The organism is Lacisediminimonas sp. (assembly GCF_030645335.1).
Classification (GTDB): Bacteria; Pseudomonadota; Gammaproteobacteria; order Burkholderiales; family Burkholderiaceae_D; genus Lacisediminimonas.
This window is the reverse complement of sequence record NZ_JAUSNH010000105.1, coordinates 1-15,861: the sequence shown is the minus strand read 5'-3', so window position 1 is coordinate 15,861 and position 15,861 is coordinate 1. Positions and strand designations below refer to the sequence as shown.

The following is a 15,861-nucleotide window of genomic DNA, read 5'->3' as shown; positions in this document are numbered from 1 at the left end:
CCCGGGTTGCCAGCATTGCGCTAACATGGCTTGCAGTCCCGCCGCAGATCAGTTTTGCTCGGCAACCACCCGGGTCGCTACGCCGTGGTATCCGATGCTGCGGCTGGTAGTCAGTTCGGAGACGGGGCGAGCCTTTTGTTTGAGGCAGTATCCCTGCTTGTAGACGCTGGCCAGGGTGAATTGTGATTTGGTCAGCATTTCCAGCTTCAGGCGCAACTGGAATATGGTCACACGGATATTGCTGCCCTCGGTGGATTTGCCGGTCGATTTGAACAAGGTGACCAGATCTTTCATGGGTATCACGCTACCCATCTGGTTCAGGAAAAGTTCTCCCAGCGCATACTCGGATGGCGTCAGGTGCACTGTCTTTCCCTGGTAGGAAATCAGCTTCGATTCGGGCAGCAATGTGAGCGAGCCGAAGCGGAGTTTCGTCTTCAGGATGTTCTTCCTGCGCAGTGAACTGACCACGCGGCGGACCAGGTCCGGAATCGCAAATGGCATGCAGATCCAGTCGGAAACAAAGTCAGGGAAATCAGCGCTGTCAGCCAGCGCGGCATAGGACCGGAAGATCAGTACAACGGGTGAAAGCACGATGGGAACGAAGGGGGGATCCTTGAGGAAGGTCATCTCGCGCCTTTCCATGACCTGGATTTTTTCGATGAAGGTAGGATCTTCGGCATCGATCAGCAAGACTGAGGGTAAATCCGGATAGCTCAGCAGATGTTCCGGCTTGATGTTGTCTGTCAGGTGCGTGATTTCGTATTCGATCGGCTCGTTCTGTTGCGACAGCTTGGGGAAGGCGGCATGCAAGGAATCGATCTCGCGCGACAAAGTGTCGAACAGCTCGACACCGATGATCTTCAAATGCAATTTCATGATGCGCTCCCCGAAGTCGTGCCATCGCCCAAATGAGCGGAAGGGCCCGACAAGCCATTATTTTCGATTGTTAATTCTGGGCGGGAATAAAGTCAGCTTCCTGATGGCTACCTACATTTACTGACAATGTTGGTTGTCAATTTAATAAGCAAAAAATAACAATCAAGGCAAGCATTATTTCGTAGGATTGTTGGTTTTTAATTAATGTGCTTGCTTTGCTTGTTTGTTTTACCGTCTGTGCTTTCATCGATAGCGCGGTAAATGCATGGCCCCGACGCGCAGCAACCCATTAAGCATCATTGTTGCCGACCCCGACAGGACGGTGCTTGACCGGATGGTCGGCGCCCTTGCGCATGAGGGGTGGCTGGTTGAGGGGGTACTGGACAGCCATGCCCTCTACCTCGCCTTGCTGCAGCGGCCGGCCCAGATTGTCGTACTCGGGGCGCACTTGCCACCCGAGGGGGGTGTTCCAGTGGTTCGTCAGCTTCGTTCGATACGTAGCACCAGCAGCATCGGGATCATCGTGCTGGCGCAAGCCGGGAGCCCTCTCCGGATCCAGGCCTTGCAATCGGGCGCCGATGCCAGCCTTGCGGGCCCGCCGTCGATGGAAGAGCTCAAGGCCTACATCAAGACTCTGGAACGGCGCGTGTGCGTTGGCCAGGCATTCGAGCCAGCACAGATCTGGCACTACCACCAGAGTGAATGGAAACTGGTTTCTCCATCCGGGGCGGACATCGATCTCAGCCACCTGGAAGCGGCCTTTGTCTACATCATCGCTCGTCAAGCCGGCCGGCCCGTGCGCCGCCGCGACATCATCGCGCAGGCCTTTGGCCAGGATCCCCTCCACTATGACAATCGACGGCTGGAGGCGCTCGTCAGCCGGCTGCGGAAAAAGGTGCATCGCTGTTACCCGCTCTCCCAGCCAATCAAGGTGGTGCATTCAGTCGGCTACGTCTTTACCGACGCGATTCGCTGCATCGAATTGCCTGCCCTCGACAGCAAGACGGGCGGATAAGCGGTGCGCAAAAGTGTTGCTAAAAAGAAAACCTTGATCTTTCTCTAAAAGTTGTCGATTATGAAACCGTTGGCAAAAAAGTAACGACACCAACGGCTGGATTTTGTTCCCTTGTTTTCACTGCAAGTGAACAAAAAGATCGTCATCGTTACCGACCCGGCAGGCATTCGCCGAACTGTCGAGACTTAAGGGGAGCGTCAAATGGAAATCACCATCAAAATTTTGGGTGAAAACCTGTTTTCTGCGATCAAGGCCAGCAAGCCGGCTCTGGATGCGACATTTTTCAAATTATCCCGGCATGCAGATCCGGTCACCATTACCGTTGAAAAAATCAACGAGCCCCTGAGCGTGCAAGACTTGCTGGCGGATCCCCAGAACCCATCCGTGATCCTCGCGCACACGGACAACACCTTCTTCCTGGATCGTCTGCAGACGATGGAAAAGCGTGACGCGCTGCTTGCCGGCAGCAGTGACTCTTCGCCCTTGGTTGCTCCGATCATCATGGCCTTTAGCCCGGGTTCACCGATGAACGAACTGCGTGAATTTCCCGATATGGTTTCGGATTGGTTCTTCATGCCGGTTGCAGCACCGGAGCTCGCCCGGCGTGTCCTTTATGCACTGCGCCGAAAATGCATCCTGAAATCCCGTTTGTGTTTTGGACCGATGACTTTGATTCCGGATTCCCGGACGTTGATGTTCGCAACCCGGAGTACGGTGCTGACGCGCAGTGAATTCGCACTGGCAGAGTTATTCCTTGCCCAATTGGGGTCCGTGATCCCCACGTCCGACCTGGTTGCATTGTTCAAGTCGACGGGTAAATCCACCGAGGGAAGCAACATCCGGGTCACGATCTTCCAACTGCGGCTCAAGCTGGAAATGCTGACCAAGTCGCAATACACGCTGGCCAGCGTCTACAAACAGGGCTATTGCATGAAGCAAAAGCCGCGTCCTACTGTTGTCGAGGACTATGCATTGCGCAGCGGGCGCCCGACTCCCGGTGAATACAGGATTGCTGCGACCCTGCAATAGGGATCGTCTGGAGGGGCGGCAGATCAGGCGCAAAGAGCGTCTTGCAGCTCCGCCATCCGACGGATGGAAAATCGCTTCTTCGTGCTGAATCCGAATACGTGGTTCAGATATTCAGGTTTCATGACTAGGCTGGCGCGTGAAGTACCCCCAGGCTGCGCCGCCTGGGATAGGTACGAACGGTCTTTCGGCCGCCTGTTGTCGCAGCACTACCTGAGTACATTCAAATGACGCTCGGCATTTGATTTAGAACAAACTCAAGTTTGTGCAACGGGGGTCTAATCGCGCTAGGCAGAGGGGCGCTGCATCGGTGCTTTAGGTTATTTGGTGCTGGGGAACGACCCGACCTGTCATTTCTCGATCGTTTGGTCTCGTCCGGGCATGCCCGGCCATGAAAATAGGAAATGCAATGGCAACTGGTACTGTGAAATGGTTTAACGACGCAAAAGGTTTCGGCTTTATTACTCCCGATGAGGGAGGCGAGGATCTGTTTGCGCACTTTTCGGCGATTCAAAATAGTGGATACAAGTCACTGGCCGAGAATCAGCGGGTCTCGTTCGACGTGACGACAGGTCCAAAGGGCAAGCAGGCGGCGAACATTCAGCCAATTACATGAAGGAAACCCCGGCACATGCCGGGTTTTTTTTTGTCTTGCAGATGGATCGGCGCATGATGGTTCGGCTCATGCGGCGCTCCAATAGTCTGCACGCGAATAGTGCTGGCGAAGGAAGTCGACGAAGGTACGAATGCGAACGGGCAAAAACTGCCGTTGTGCGTACACAGCATAGATATCGTCGCCCGGCGCTGCGAATTCGTCCAACACCACGACCAGGCGTCCTGCCTCAAGCTCGGCGCCGACTTCCCACAGCGACCGCCATGCCAGGCCTTTGCCAGCGATAGCCCATTCGTGCAGCACTGAGCCGTCATTGCAGCTCATCGTTCCATTCACTTTCATGACTATCGGCCGGCCGTGGTGCCTGAATGACCAACCTCGCTGGCTGCCATCCGCGCCCATTGTGAGGCAATTGTGTTGTCCCAGGTCTTCCAGCCGCATCGGCACGCCTCTTGCGCTGAGGTAGGACGGTGCCGCAACGACCACGCGCCGATTGCCGGCCAGTTTCACACCGACCAGGCTGGAATCCGCATGCGCGGCAATGCGAATGCCGACATCCACACCCTCGCCGACGAGGTTGACGACGCGGTCATCCAGGTTCAGCGTCAGCGTGACTTCCGGATGCGCAGCCAGGAAAGCGGGCACCAGCGGCGCTACATGGCGCCGCCCGAATCCGGCGGGCGCGGACACCATCAAGTGGCCGCTCGCCCGCGTGGCGCGCTCCGAGACGGACAGTTCTGCGTTCTGCAGGTCGGCCAGGATGCGCTGGCAGTTGTCCAGGAAGGCTTCGCCTTCATTGGTCAGGGTGATATTGCGGGTCGTGCGGCGCAGCAGCTTGACGCCCAGGCGCTCTTCAAGCGCATTCAGGCGCCTGCCGATAATTGCTGGCGCAACGCCTTCAGCACGTGCAGACGCGGACAGGCTGCCGCGACCGACGACATCGACAAAAGTGGAAATCTGCTTGAAGTGGTCCATGCCGAAGTGCTAAGTGGGTAAAAGGAACGCACAGATGATCAGACAGAATGGTGGTTTTATCAATGCCGTTCGGATTCAAGGCAGATGTGCGGCGCTACGAGCGCAACGCATTCCAGAAGATGGCGGGGAGCTTGAATAAGGAAGCTTGGGATTCGAACTCGAACAGCAGCTGTCCGACCCGGTGCGCCGATCGGTGCGAAACGAACCATGGCGGCAGTGGAAGCAGGCCGCAGCCATGTAGCAATCCGCGCGGGAACGGACGGAATGGGCCGAACACGATGGTTTTTTGAGGCCGCTCCAGCATCAGTGTGTTGTGCACTTTGCCGATGCCGCTGTGTACCTTGTCGATCGTGTTGCCGGGATAGGCGCCCCACGGAGTCTCCGTGAGCAGGAAGCCGGCGCCCTGCCAGATGTTGATGCCAATGCAGCCATAGCGCAGGCTTGCCAATGCCTGTTCGAATCGGTTACCCAATTCCCGCACCGTGTCCGGATGGATCAGGATTGACGCGCCGAGGGTGCCCGACAGGCGTTGGTTACAGAAATCAACCGCGGTATTGAGAAATGCGCTGGCGTCATCACCCGGAATTTGGGTAATGGCGAGCACGGGCGCAAATGCTTCCTCCGAAAAAAGGAGTGTCGGATCGCCGTCAACATCGGCCGGGGTCAAAATGATCACGCGGTCAGCATGCTCGCCGGCTTTACGGCGCGTGTCGTAATGCTCGCGGAATTTGTCGATGCGTTGCCGGGCGCCCGGGTAGTAGGCCGGTCGGTCCGGTGCGTCGTTCACGGCGCGTCGGATCGCCGCGATCAGCGCAGGCGTTTGCGGCCAGTTCGCTGGCAATACGGCGACCTGGGCGGCGATGCAGTTGAATCCGCCGTTGTGCAAGCGCTGCGTGGCGATATGCAGTGCCTGGAAGTTCAGGTCTGCTTCGGTCCATGGCCCGGGCACGACAATGACCGGGCCCACTCCGCCGAGCTCACTGGTGATTGGCTTGTGGTTGATGCGGCTTCGGTGCGCGCCGTTGGCGCGTCCGAAAACGATCGCGTCATGCGTTGTCGTGCTGCCGGTGACATGAATTGCATCCACCAGAGGATGATTGCATAGAGCGTTGCCGATTTCTGCGCCACCGGTGGCGATTGCGGCGAAGCCATCCTCGATCAGCGACGCAAATATTTCTTCCAGGATTGGGCGCAGATAATCGTTGACCGGATTGAGCTTGATCAGTACCACCGACGACTCGTTGTATAGCTTGTAGAGCGCGTCAAGCGGCGCAATGCTCGATACGTTGCCGGCGCCAAGGACCAGGTCAAGCCTGCCCCCATTGCCGGAGGTCCTGCGATATGTCGATCCGATTTCGAGCTCGGCTCCGGGCTCCAGCCATACTTCAGCGCGAATGCCGTTCATCAGCAAGCGGTCCCAGCGTTTGGCCGGGAATACTTGCACCGCCAACTGCCCGCTGATCGTGCTCCTGACAGGCAGGCTTTGCCGCAGCGACTTGAAATCCTCCTGCGCCGATGCCAGAGCTCCCGACAACTGCTTCACCGCGCGCAGTAGCGCCCAGGGCCCGGACATCCATTCCTCCCCCGCCAGCGGCGGTGTCCCGGCAGTACCCTTGGCGCGAACGGAAACGGCTACCCATTCGGCAGCAAGGGCGACGGTGGCAGTTTCGATCCGGTGCAGGTAATGGATTTTCCGGGCGGCCGGCAAGTTCGCCCAGCGAAGCTTGTTTGCCCACAGGGCGGCCAGTCGATTTTCCAGCCCGGCGTCGAGCGATGCCGGCGCCGGAGGTGACGCATTGTTGGCAGGTTCCAGTGTCCTCTCCCGGTGGCCTGCATCGAACCGGGTCCGGGCAGGGGTATCGCTAAGGCAATCGTCAGTCCGCCTGGGCTGCCTCTAATTTTTCACGCAGGTTGTAATCCAGCTGCCATTGCCGGCGCTGATCGTTGCTGGCCGCCTCTTGCTGCAATTCCGGCAGGGTCTTTTCCACTTGCGCGGCCAGCAGCCGGTTGGCTTGCCTGGCATCGGGAAGCACGGTGCCGAAAAATGCGACCGTATCCGCTCGTTGCAACAGCAGGACCGGAAAATTCTCGACATCGAAATCGCCGACCACGTCGGCCTGGTCCTCGATATCGACCCAGATGAAGCGCTTGTCGGGATGTTCGGCCGCCAGCGCTTCAAATGAAGGGCGGAACTGCCGGCACACGTCGCACCAGGCGGCGCACAGGCAAGCGACGATCCAGACGTCGCCGGAGAGCGCGGCGCGAATCTGGTCTCGGTTGTCGAGTTCGAGGGTCAGGCAAGTCATGCCGGTATTCTACCGACACGCTTGTGTCTGCGCCATGATCGGCATTGCGTGTTGAGCAGGTAAAATAGGTGCATGACGATCGTTCTTGCGTTTGAAACCTCCAGCGAAGTTGCCTCTGTCGCCCTTTTGCACGATGATCGCCTGATCACGCGGGAAGCGACTGGCGTCCAGACGCATTCGCAAACCATCCTGCCAATGGCACAGGCGCTGCTTGCAGAAGCCGGGATCAGGCTGCGCGACTGCGATGCCATTGCATTCGGTTGCGGCCCGGGATCGTTTACCGGCGTGCGCACTGCGTGCGGTATCGTCCAGGGGCTGGCATATGGCGCCGGGCTGCCGGTGGTGCCTGTCGTTACCTTGCTGGCAATGGCGCATGGCTTGCGCAAGTCCAGCGGTGCGACCGATGTACTTGCTGTACTCGATGCGCGCATGGGGGAAGTCTATTGGGCGCAGTACCGGTTCGACCATGATTGGCATGCGGTTTCTGCGCCGACGCTGTCGCTGCCCGCTGACATTATCGTGCATGGTACGCCGGCGACTACTGGCAACGGTCTGGTGGAATACGCCGATTCGCTGCCGCCGGCAGTGCGTGAATTGCATGGACGCACGGCCTTGCCCCACGCGGCGGCGGTGGCGGAACTGGGTCGGTTGGCAATCCAGCGCGGCCAGGCATGTGCTGCCATCGACGCCCAACCTCTGTACTTGCGCAACAAGATCGCGCTGACGACCGCCGAACGCCTGGCCAAGGCGGGCACATGAGCAGGGATGTCGTTGGTGGACTGCACTTGCAACGGATGTCGCCGGATGATTTGCCTGAAGTCCTGGAGATCGAGTACGCGGTGTACCCGTTCCCGTGGACCCACGGCAATTTCCTCGATTCGATCAAAAGCGGTTATGAGTCCTGGATATTGCGCGATACCAGCGATCAAAACCGCTTGCTCGCTTATTTTCTTGTCATGCAGGCAGTCGACGAGTCGCACCTGCTCAATATCACCGTGCATCCGGAATACAACGGCCGTGGGTTTGGCCGTTACCTGCTCGACAAGGTGACTGCGCTGGCGCGCGCCAGCGGCATGCACGCCGTGTTGCTGGAGGTACGGCCGTCCAATATTCGTGCGCTCCGGATTTACCTTCGCTACGGTTTCTCGCGCATCGGCGTGAGGCGGAACTATTATCCCGCGCCCGACAACCAGCGCGAAGATGCCATCGTAATGAGACTGCCGCTATGACGTATCAGGACAGCCGCAGGAAAATATTGCTGGAGCAGCTTGGAGTGGGGCCGGTCTGGACGCTGCGCCAGTCGCCGACCATGCCGGTGGCGCCCGGTCCGATCGAGGAAGACATCGCGGCTCACGATGCCGCCGGCGCTGCGATCGATGCCGTGCTGCCGCGGGTGACTGCCGATGATGGCCATTCCAGCGTGTCGATGTCCGTGCCTGTGCCAGCCGGTTTGGACTGGCCCGCACTGGAGCAGGCGGTCGCCGCTTGCACAGCATGCGGCCTTTGCCACGGGCGGACCAACACGGTGTTCGGCGTGGGCGACCGCAAGGCGCGCTGGTTTTTCGTCGGCGAAGGGCCGGGGCGCCAGGAGGACTTGCAGGGCGATCCTTTTGTCGGCCCGGCCGGAAGGCTGCTCGACAACATGATCAGGGCACTCGGACTCCAGCGCGGAGAGAATACCTATATCGCCAATGTCGTCAAATGCCGGCCGCTTGCGGCGGACGGGGGCGATCGTCCGCCTGCAGCCGCGGAAGTCGCCACCTGCCTGCCATTCCTGCAGCGGCAGATCGAACTGGTCCAGCCGGATGTGATCGTCGCGCTGGGCAAATCGGCTGCGGTGAGCCTGCTGGGATTGCAGGCCGATACGCCGGTCGCTTCCTTGCGCGGCCGAATGCACACTTATCGCGGCCTGCCACTGGTCGTGACTTACCATCCCGCCTACTTGTTGCGCCAACCGGCGGACAAGGCCAAGGCATGGCGCGACCTGTGCCTGGCAATGACTGCACATGCCGCCGCTGCCTGACGACCCGCAATCCAGTTCGCAGCGTCAATTCCATCGCCGCTGGTCGGACCTGCGCGACCCGCATGTCCGTTCACTTGCCTGGCTGATTGATGCGCCTGACCTGCTCGACCCGCTCGCGCCGCAGTGGCGAGGCCGGATTGCCAGCTTTGCGCCCGATGGCGGCAACCGTGCAGCTCACTGGTTGCGGGAACTCGACCGCAATCCCGAACCGCTGCATCGCTTGCTGGCCGTACAGCACTTCACGCGGCTGGGACGGTATGCCGAGCAACTGCTGACCTGGTATTTCCGCCAGCACGGTACATTGGTCGCGCAAGGCCTGCAGGTGCGGGAAGGCGGGATTACGGTCGGGGAATTCGATTTCCTGCTGCGTGAAGGCGAGCGGCTGGTCCACTGGGAAATGGCGACCAAGGTGTATTTGCTGCAGTCTCCCGGCAGCGAGCCGGCATCAGCGCAGGCTGACTATTTTGTCGGCCCCAACCTGGCGGACAATCTCGGCGCCAAGATGTCGAAGATCATCGAGCGCCAGCTTGGACTGTCGACCCATCCCGCTGCCCTTGCCGCGCTCACGGAGCCGGTTCAGTCGGTCGCGGCGCTGATAAAAGGTTGGCTGTTCTATCCGGCCTGCGCGCAGCGCCCGTCACCGTCGCTGGGGCTGGCGGCGGATCATTGTCGGGGGTTCTGGACTGAACTGGGCGGATTGCGAGCCGTATCGGGCGAGCGCTACCAGCTGCTGGAACGCCTGCAGTGGCTAACGCCTGTCGTTGCCGAATTGGCCGGCACAATGAACCATGCGCAACTGCAAGCGTCCTTGCTTGAAATTTTCAGGCAACAGGCGATGCCGGTGATGATTGCCATCATGGAGGAGGAGGGCGGCCGCTGGATCGAAGCCGAGCGCGGGTTCATCGTGCCCGACGACTGGTCGCACCGGGCCGGGCAGTACGCTGGCGCCACATCATCACTACGTCCCTGAGCGTCAGTGCTTGTGTTCGCCGATCAGGTGCAGTGAATCGCGTTCGCGCTGGTTGGCAGCGTGACGGCGCATTACCGCCAGCATCGTGCCGGCCACGAACAGGCCGAACATGACGATCACGATATTGATATCGAGGTTGACCTTGACCATGAATGCGTACAGCACCAGCATGGTCAGGACGGAAAGGTTTTCATTGAAGTTCTGCACCGCGATCGAGTGGCCGGCGCTCATCAGCACGTGGCCGCGATGCTGTAACAAGGCGTTCATCGGCACCACAAAGTAGCCTGACAGCGCACCGATCAGCACCAATAGCGGATAGGCGGTGTAGGCACTATGGACCATTGTCATCGCGATCACGACAACGCCCATGATCACGCCCAGGGGCATCACTGACAGCGATTTTTTCAGCGGGACGAAGCGGGCGGCAGCCACTGCGCCGCCGGCCACGCCCACGGCGACCACGCCTTGCAGGATGGCAGCCTTGTCGAGCGGCATGTTGAGGGATTTTTCAGCCCACTTCAGCACGATGAATTGCAGCGTGGCGCCAGCGCCCCAGAATAGTGTCGTGACGGACAGGGAAATCTGGCCCAGGCGGTCTTTCCAGAGTGTCTTGAAGCAGCCCGCAAAATCGACAATCAATCGGATCGGGTTGCGCTCCTGGTGCGCATAACGGGCGCCGGTATCCGGGATCCTCAGGTTGAAGATGGCCGCGACCAGGTAAGCGAACATGATGACAGTCAGCGCCGCTTCTATCCGGGTATCGATGCCGGTGTCGACCAGCGGCAGGTCGAACGACAGCAGCGATTGGGAAACGTGGTCATTGATCAGCGCGCCGCCCATCACCGTGCCCAATATGATGGATGCAACCGTCAGTCCTTCTATCCAGCCATTGGCGGCGACCAGTTTTTCAGGCGGTAGCAGTTCGGTGAGGATGCCGTACTTGGCGGGCGAATAGGCAGCCGCACCGAAACCGACCACGGCATAAGCCAGCAGGGGATGGACACTCAGGAACATCATCATGCAGCCGCCGATCTTGATCAGGTTCGTGATGAACATGACCCGCCCTTTGGGCAATGCGTCGGCGAAGGCGCCGACGAAAGCGGCCAGTAATACGTAGGAAAGGACAAAGAACAACTTGAGCAGCGGCGTCATCCAGGCTGGCGCATGCATTGAAGTCAGCAAGGCAATTGCAGCAATCAGAAGAGCATTGTCGGCGAGCGACGAAAAAAACTGCGCCGCCATAATCGTATAAAAACCGCGATTCATTCGCATTTCTAGTGTCCCGAAGTCCCCGCGTGCTTTATACCATGAATAGCTTTGCAAACCGCCTTTTTCGGTCTTGCGCCGCACTGCCGTCCGGTAGAATGCGAGTGTCGTCCGACAGCCGTCTTTTTGAAAATGTCGCCATGCCAAGACCACTCGTTGCCACTATCGACTTGCCCGCCATGCGATCCAACCTGACGCTGGCCCGGTCGCGCGCCGGCGGCGCCCGGATCTGGGCAGTGGTCAAGGCAAATGCCTACGGTCACGGCCTGGCCAATGCGGTGAACGCATTTGCCGGTGCAGACGGTATGGCACTGATCGAGTTCGATGGCGCATTGACCCTGCGTGAACTGGGATGGCGCCGCCCGATCCTGATGCTGGAGGGCGCGTTCGATGCCGGTGATGTCGAACTGGCGGCGCAACACCGGCTCTCCCTCGTCGTGCATTGCGAGGAGCAGGTGCGCATGATCGAAATGGCCACGCTGACGCGCCGGCTGGACCTGCAATTGAAGATCAACACCGGAATGAACCGCCTCGGATTTCGTCCGGCCTTGTTCCGTCCGATGTTCGACAGGCTGCGAGCGAACCCTAACGTCGGCGAAATTTCATTCATCACGCACCTGGCCAATGCGGATGCAGACGAGCGCCTGACGCCATTGCCGTGGCAGACCCAGGCGGAGAGTTTCAATACGACCATTGCCGGCGTGTCCGGCGAATTCAGTATTGCCAATTCGGCTGCTGACTTGCTGGCAACGCCGGTGCCCGGCCATTGGGTCCGGCCCGGCGTCATGCTGTACGGCGGCTCGCCGGGTGCCGGGACGGGCATTGACTATGGCCTGCGGCCGGCGATGACCCTGGCCGCTCGCATCATCGGCATACAGCAACTGGCGACCGGTGAATCGGTTGGCTATGGCAGCCGCTTCATTGCCCAGCGTGCGACCCGGATCGGCATCGTGGCTTGCGGTTACGCGGACGGTTATCCGCGCAGCGCAGCGGATGGCACTCCAGTGCTGGTGGATGGCGTCAGGGTTCCCATCGCCGGCCGTGTCTCGATGGACATGATCACGGTCGACCTGGGCCAGGTGCCGGCGGCCGGTGTGGGCAGCGAGGTCATCCTGTGGGGCGCCGGCCTGTCAATCGACGAAGTGGCGCAGGCTTGCGGCACCATCGGCTATGAATTGATGTGCGCGCTGGCGCCGCGGGTGCGCCGGCAGGTGCACGACACGCCGCCGCCCATTACTGCGGCTTGAACCACATTCATCGGGGTGCGCCCCGGACCCAGGTATCGGACAGCATTCATGGCAAAAGCAAAAACGCAGTACACGTGTTCCGATTGCGGTGGCATCAGCAACAAATGGGGCGGGCAGTGCCCGGCTTGCGGCCAATGGAACACCCTGGTCGAGACCGTGGTCGAATCCGGCGCCAACCGGTTTTCGGGCCAGCGCGCAGGGCTGGCGCAAACCTCGCCGGTGGTGGCATTGGGCGACATCGACGCCACTGACGTTCCGCGCTTCCCGACCGGCATTGACGAATTTGACCGGGTGCTCGGCGGTGGCCTGGTCGCTGGCGGCGTGGTCCTGATCGGCGGCGATCCGGGGATCGGTAAATCGACCTTGTTATTGCAGGCGCTGGCCAACCTGTCGCGCAACAAGCGCGTGTTGTATGTCAGCGGTGAAGAGTCTGGTGCCCAGATCGCATTGCGCGCGCACCGGCTGGCCATCGATGCGGACGGGCTCAAGCTGCAGGCCGAAATCCAGCTTGAAAAAATACTGGCGACCCTGATTGAGCACAAGCCCGAGGTTGCCGTCATCGATTCGATCCAGACCGTCTATTCCGACGCATTGAGCTCTGCTCCCGGTTCGGTGGCCCAGGTCCGTGAATGCGCGGCGCAACTGACCCGGGTCGCCAAGCAGACCGGCGTCACCATCATCATGGTCGGACATGTCACCAAGGAAGGTGCACTGGCCGGACCGCGGGTGCTGGAACACATTGTCGATACCGTCCTGTATTTCGAAGGGGATACGCATTCCAGTTTCCGGTTGGTGCGTGCGTTCAAGAACCGCTTCGGCGCGGTCAATGAACTGGGTGTGTTCGCCATGACCGAGAAAGGCTTGCGCGGCGTATCCAATCCGTCGGCGCTTTTCCTGTCGCAGCACGACAGCCAGGTGGCTGGATCGTGCATCATGGTCACGCAAGAAGGCACCCGTCCCTTGCTGGTTGAAATCCAGGCGCTGGTCGACGCCTCGCATGTGCCATCTGCCCGCAGGCTGTCGGTCGGTCTTGAGCAAAACCGGCTGGCGATGCTGCTGGCCGTATTGCACCGGCATGCGGGCATCGCCGCATTTGACCAGGACGTGTTCATCAATGCGGTGGGCGGGGTCAAGATCACCGAGCCGGCAGCGGACCTGGCCGTGCTGCTGGCGATTCATTCGTCGATGCGCAACAAGCCATTGCCGCGCGGGCTTGTGGTGTTCGGCGAGGTCGGGCTGGCCGGCGAAATCCGGCCGGCGCCGCGTGGCCAGGAACGCCTGCGGGAAGCCGCCAAGCTGGGCTTTTCGATCGCGCTGATACCGAAGGCCAACATGCCCAAGCAAAAAATCGAAGGCCTGAAAGTGGTCGCCGTCGATCGGATCGACCAGGCCCTGAGTCAGGTGCGCGAACTGGACTGATGCAGTCCGCGGGCGGCGGCTAGCCCGCTGCGCACTGCCGACTCGATCGTGGCGGGATAGTCACCTGCGGTGTAATCGCCAGCCAGCCACAGGCCTGGTTCGCCGGTGTCATTGGGCGGCCGCTGCAACGCAGGTGTGCAGGAGAACGTCGCGCGTTTTTCCGTGATCACTTTCGACCATTGCGGGTGCAGCAAGCGTGGATCGCCGAACGCACGCGCCAATTGCCCGGCGATGGTGGATGCCTGCGCCGCCGGCGCATCCGACCCTTTCTGATCCTCTGGTTCACGCCAGGCACTGGTCACCACGGCCAGCAAACCGGCTGCCATCGGATCGAGCTGGCCGCGATCGAACACGAACTGTCCGTAATCGCCCGCAGCCGGGTCGTCGAGCAAGGCAAAGAACGGCTGCGGCAATGACAGCGTGGGTGAATATTGCAGATAGCAAGTCTGGATAGGCTCGTACGAAAATTCGGGAACCAGGCCAGGCACGGATGGCTCCAGCAATGCTTTTGCCTGCCACGGCGGCGCCGCCATCACGATGGCGTCGAAGCATTCGCTGGCCTGGCCGGCGACCTCCACAGTCCAGCCATCAGCCCCGCGAATGATGCCTTGCACGCGTGCGCCAAGCTGCACTTTGCCCTGGTTGCGGCGCACATAGTCGGCCGCACGATCGGGGAACAGCATGCCCAGGTCCACTTTGGGCAATAACATGTCGGATGCGCTGCGGCGCGAGCCCAGGCTGTCTTTCAGCACATTCAGGAATACCTGCGCCGATGCGCGCTCTGGTGGCGTGTTGAGCGCGGCGATGCACAGCGGCCGCCAAAGCTGGCGAATCACCGCCGGCGTCTGGTCGTAGCGCTCCAGCAGCGCACTGACGCTGCAATCGTCATACAAAGTCCAGCCAGACCAACGCGCCGTGGACTGGAAGCGGGCGATGGCCAGCTTGTCATCGCGTTCCAGGCCGCCGGCGCGCAGCAGCGCAAGCAGCAAATGCAGCGGCGCCGGCAGCGGTGCCGCGCGCAGTTGCATGCCGCCACTGCCGGGCGGGTAATGCATCTGCAGCGGCAGGCGCAATAGCGAATTGGCCGGCGCTATCCCTACCAGGGCCATCAGCCGCAGTGTTTCCGCATACGCACCAAGCAGGATGTGCTGGCCATTGTCGAGGATGCGGCCGTTGACTTCAATGCGCCGGGCGCGACCGCCCAGTTCCCGCGCAGCTTCAAGCAGCACCACGTGGTCTCCGAGCCGTGCCAGTTCGCAGGCGGCAGAGCACCCGGCCCAGCCACCACCAATGACGCCGACGCGCCGCACCGGACTTGCTGCCATCAGCCCCGGACCCAGGTTTTCCAGGCCAGCCACAGCTTGCGCAATGGCGTCAGCGATACCCGCTGGCTCAATACCTGGAAGCGCTCGCCTTCAATTTCGTCCAGCAGCGTCTGGTAGATCGCCGCCATGATCAGTCCCGCGCGCTGGCTGCGCCTGTCCTCAGGCGCTAGCAAGGCAAACGCCTCCTTGTACAGGGCGCGCGCACGGTCGGCCTGGAACTGCATCAGCCGCACGAAGTTGTCGCTGTAGCGTGCATTGAGCAGATCGGCAGCGGTCACATTGAACTGTTGCAGTTCATTGACTGGCAGGTAGATACGTCCCTTGCGTGCATCTTCGCCGACGTCGCGGATGATATTCGTCAGCTGGAAAGCCAGCCCCAGCTTTTCGGCGTACTGCAAGGTCGCCGGATGACTGGCGCCAAATATGCTGGCCGACAGGATGCCGACCACGCCAGCCACATGCCAGCAGTATTTTTGCAGGCCGGGAAAATCCAGGTAGCGCGTCTGGGTCAGGTCCATTTCCATGCCATCGATGATGGCCTGCAAATGACTGCCTTGCAGCGCGTAGCTTGCCATGTGCGGCTGCAGTGCCCGCATCACCGGATGGGTAGGCGCACCGGCCATCATGGCGCTGACTTCCTTGCGCCACCAGGCCAGTTTGGTGGCGGCCACGCTGGCGTCGCTGGTTTCGTCGACGGCGTCGTCCACTTCGCGGCAAAACGCATACAGCGCCGTAATGGCGCGCCGCCGTTCCTGCGGCAGGAACAGGAAGCTGTAGTAAAAACTGGAGCCGCTTTTGGC

Annotated in this window: 16 protein-coding genes; 9 read left to right on the top strand and 7 right to left on the bottom strand. The window is 60.5% G+C overall.

What is annotated here, in order from left to right; genetic code table 11:
- Nucleotides 1-48: 48 nt before the first annotated feature.
- Nucleotides 49-876, bottom strand: coding sequence for a winged helix-turn-helix domain-containing protein (locus tag Q7T64_RS07405; RefSeq protein ID WP_304793621.1), 828 nt, complete (start codon nucleotides 874-876; stop codon nucleotides 49-51).
- A gap of 265 nt (nucleotides 877-1,141) precedes the next feature.
- On the opposite strand from Q7T64_RS07405, the gene Q7T64_RS07400 reads away from it, so the two are divergent.
- The 3 genes from Q7T64_RS07400 (at nucleotide 1,142) to Q7T64_RS07390 (ending at nucleotide 3,533) form a co-directional block, all read left to right on the top strand.
- Complete coding sequence (locus tag Q7T64_RS07400) at nucleotides 1,142-1,891, top strand: response regulator transcription factor (protein ID WP_304793618.1); 750 nt, start codon at nucleotides 1,142-1,144, stop codon at nucleotides 1,889-1,891.
- A 201-nt stretch (nucleotides 1,892-2,092) separates the two neighbouring features.
- Nucleotides 2,093-2,920, top strand: coding sequence for a winged helix-turn-helix domain-containing protein (locus tag Q7T64_RS07395; RefSeq protein WP_304793615.1), 828 nt, complete (start codon nucleotides 2,093-2,095; stop codon nucleotides 2,918-2,920).
- Nucleotides 2,921-3,326: 406 nt separating this feature from the next.
- A complete protein-coding gene (locus tag Q7T64_RS07390; RefSeq protein ID WP_304793675.1) occupies nucleotides 3,327-3,533 on the top strand; it encodes a cold-shock protein in 207 nt (68 codons plus the stop codon).
- Between the two features lie 66 nt (nucleotides 3,534-3,599).
- Here Q7T64_RS07390 and Q7T64_RS07385 read toward each other — a convergent pair whose 3' ends face one another.
- The 3 genes from Q7T64_RS07385 to Q7T64_RS07375 form a co-directional block, all read right to left on the bottom strand.
- Nucleotides 3,600-4,505, bottom strand: coding sequence for a LysR family transcriptional regulator (locus tag Q7T64_RS07385; RefSeq protein WP_304793612.1), 906 nt, complete (start codon nucleotides 4,503-4,505; stop codon nucleotides 3,600-3,602).
- 94 nt (nucleotides 4,506-4,599) lie between these two features.
- Nucleotides 4,600-6,213, bottom strand: coding sequence for an aldehyde dehydrogenase family protein (locus Q7T64_RS07380; protein WP_304793608.1), 1,614 nt, complete (start codon nucleotides 6,211-6,213; stop codon nucleotides 4,600-4,602).
- 166 nt (nucleotides 6,214-6,379) lie between these two features.
- Nucleotides 6,380-6,811, bottom strand: a complete 432-nt coding sequence (locus Q7T64_RS07375) for a thioredoxin family protein (RefSeq protein ID WP_304793605.1) — start codon at nucleotides 6,809-6,811, stop codon at nucleotides 6,380-6,382.
- Between the two features lie 72 nt (nucleotides 6,812-6,883).
- On the opposite strand from Q7T64_RS07375, the gene tsaB reads away from it, so the two are divergent.
- From tsaB to Q7T64_RS07355, 4 genes are read left to right on the top strand one after another with little or no spacing between them, the layout of a single operon-like run.
- Nucleotides 6,884-7,570 (top strand): tRNA (adenosine(37)-N6)-threonylcarbamoyltransferase complex dimerization subunit type 1 TsaB, encoded by a 687-nt coding sequence (gene tsaB, locus Q7T64_RS07370; RefSeq protein ID WP_304793602.1) that lies wholly within the window; start codon nucleotides 6,884-6,886, stop codon nucleotides 7,568-7,570.
- Nucleotides 7,567-8,040: a ribosomal protein S18-alanine N-acetyltransferase gene (gene rimI / locus Q7T64_RS07365; protein WP_304793599.1), complete on the top strand. Its 474-nt coding sequence runs from the start codon at nucleotides 7,567-7,569 to the stop codon at nucleotides 8,038-8,040. The genes tsaB and rimI overlap by 4 nt, the downstream gene beginning before the upstream one ends.
- Nucleotides 8,037-8,834, top strand: coding sequence for a uracil-DNA glycosylase family protein (locus Q7T64_RS07360; RefSeq protein ID WP_304793596.1), 798 nt, complete (start codon nucleotides 8,037-8,039; stop codon nucleotides 8,832-8,834). Before rimI ends, Q7T64_RS07360 begins: the two co-directional genes overlap by 4 nt.
- Complete coding sequence (locus Q7T64_RS07355) at nucleotides 8,818-9,804, top strand: DUF1853 family protein (protein ID WP_304793593.1); 987 nt, start codon at nucleotides 8,818-8,820, stop codon at nucleotides 9,802-9,804. Before Q7T64_RS07360 ends, Q7T64_RS07355 begins: the two co-directional genes overlap by 17 nt.
- 3 nt (nucleotides 9,805-9,807) lie before the next feature.
- Here Q7T64_RS07355 and lplT read toward each other — a convergent pair whose 3' ends face one another.
- On the bottom strand, nucleotides 9,808-11,070 hold the full coding sequence (gene lplT / locus Q7T64_RS07350; RefSeq protein WP_304793672.1) for a lysophospholipid transporter LplT: 1,263 nt from the start codon (nucleotides 11,068-11,070) through the stop codon (nucleotides 9,808-9,810).
- Between the two features lie 140 nt (nucleotides 11,071-11,210).
- Here lplT and alr point away from each other — a divergent pair, with 140 nt between their 5' ends.
- Nucleotides 11,211-12,317 carry an alanine racemase gene (gene alr, locus Q7T64_RS07345; protein ID WP_304793590.1) on the top strand — a complete coding sequence of 369 codons (1,107 nt, stop codon included), beginning with the start codon at nucleotides 11,211-11,213 and terminating at the stop codon, nucleotides 12,315-12,317.
- Between the two features lie 48 nt (nucleotides 12,318-12,365).
- The gene (radA, locus tag Q7T64_RS07340) at nucleotides 12,366-13,736 is read left to right on the top strand and encodes a DNA repair protein RadA (protein ID WP_304793586.1); all 1,371 of its coding nucleotides are present in this window, start codon (nucleotides 12,366-12,368) and stop codon (nucleotides 13,734-13,736) included.
- Here radA and hpnE read toward each other — a convergent pair.
- Nucleotides 13,715-15,061 carry a hydroxysqualene dehydroxylase HpnE gene (gene hpnE / locus Q7T64_RS07335; RefSeq protein ID WP_304793582.1) on the bottom strand — a complete coding sequence of 449 codons (1,347 nt, stop codon included), beginning with the start codon at nucleotides 15,059-15,061 and terminating at the stop codon, nucleotides 13,715-13,717. The two genes, radA and hpnE, sit on opposite strands and share 22 nt — an antisense overlap.
- The coding region (gene hpnD / locus Q7T64_RS07330; RefSeq protein ID WP_304793578.1) for a presqualene diphosphate synthase HpnD at nucleotides 15,061-15,861 on the bottom strand (801 nt) is incomplete at its 5' end. The genes hpnE and hpnD, both read right to left, overlap by 1 nt.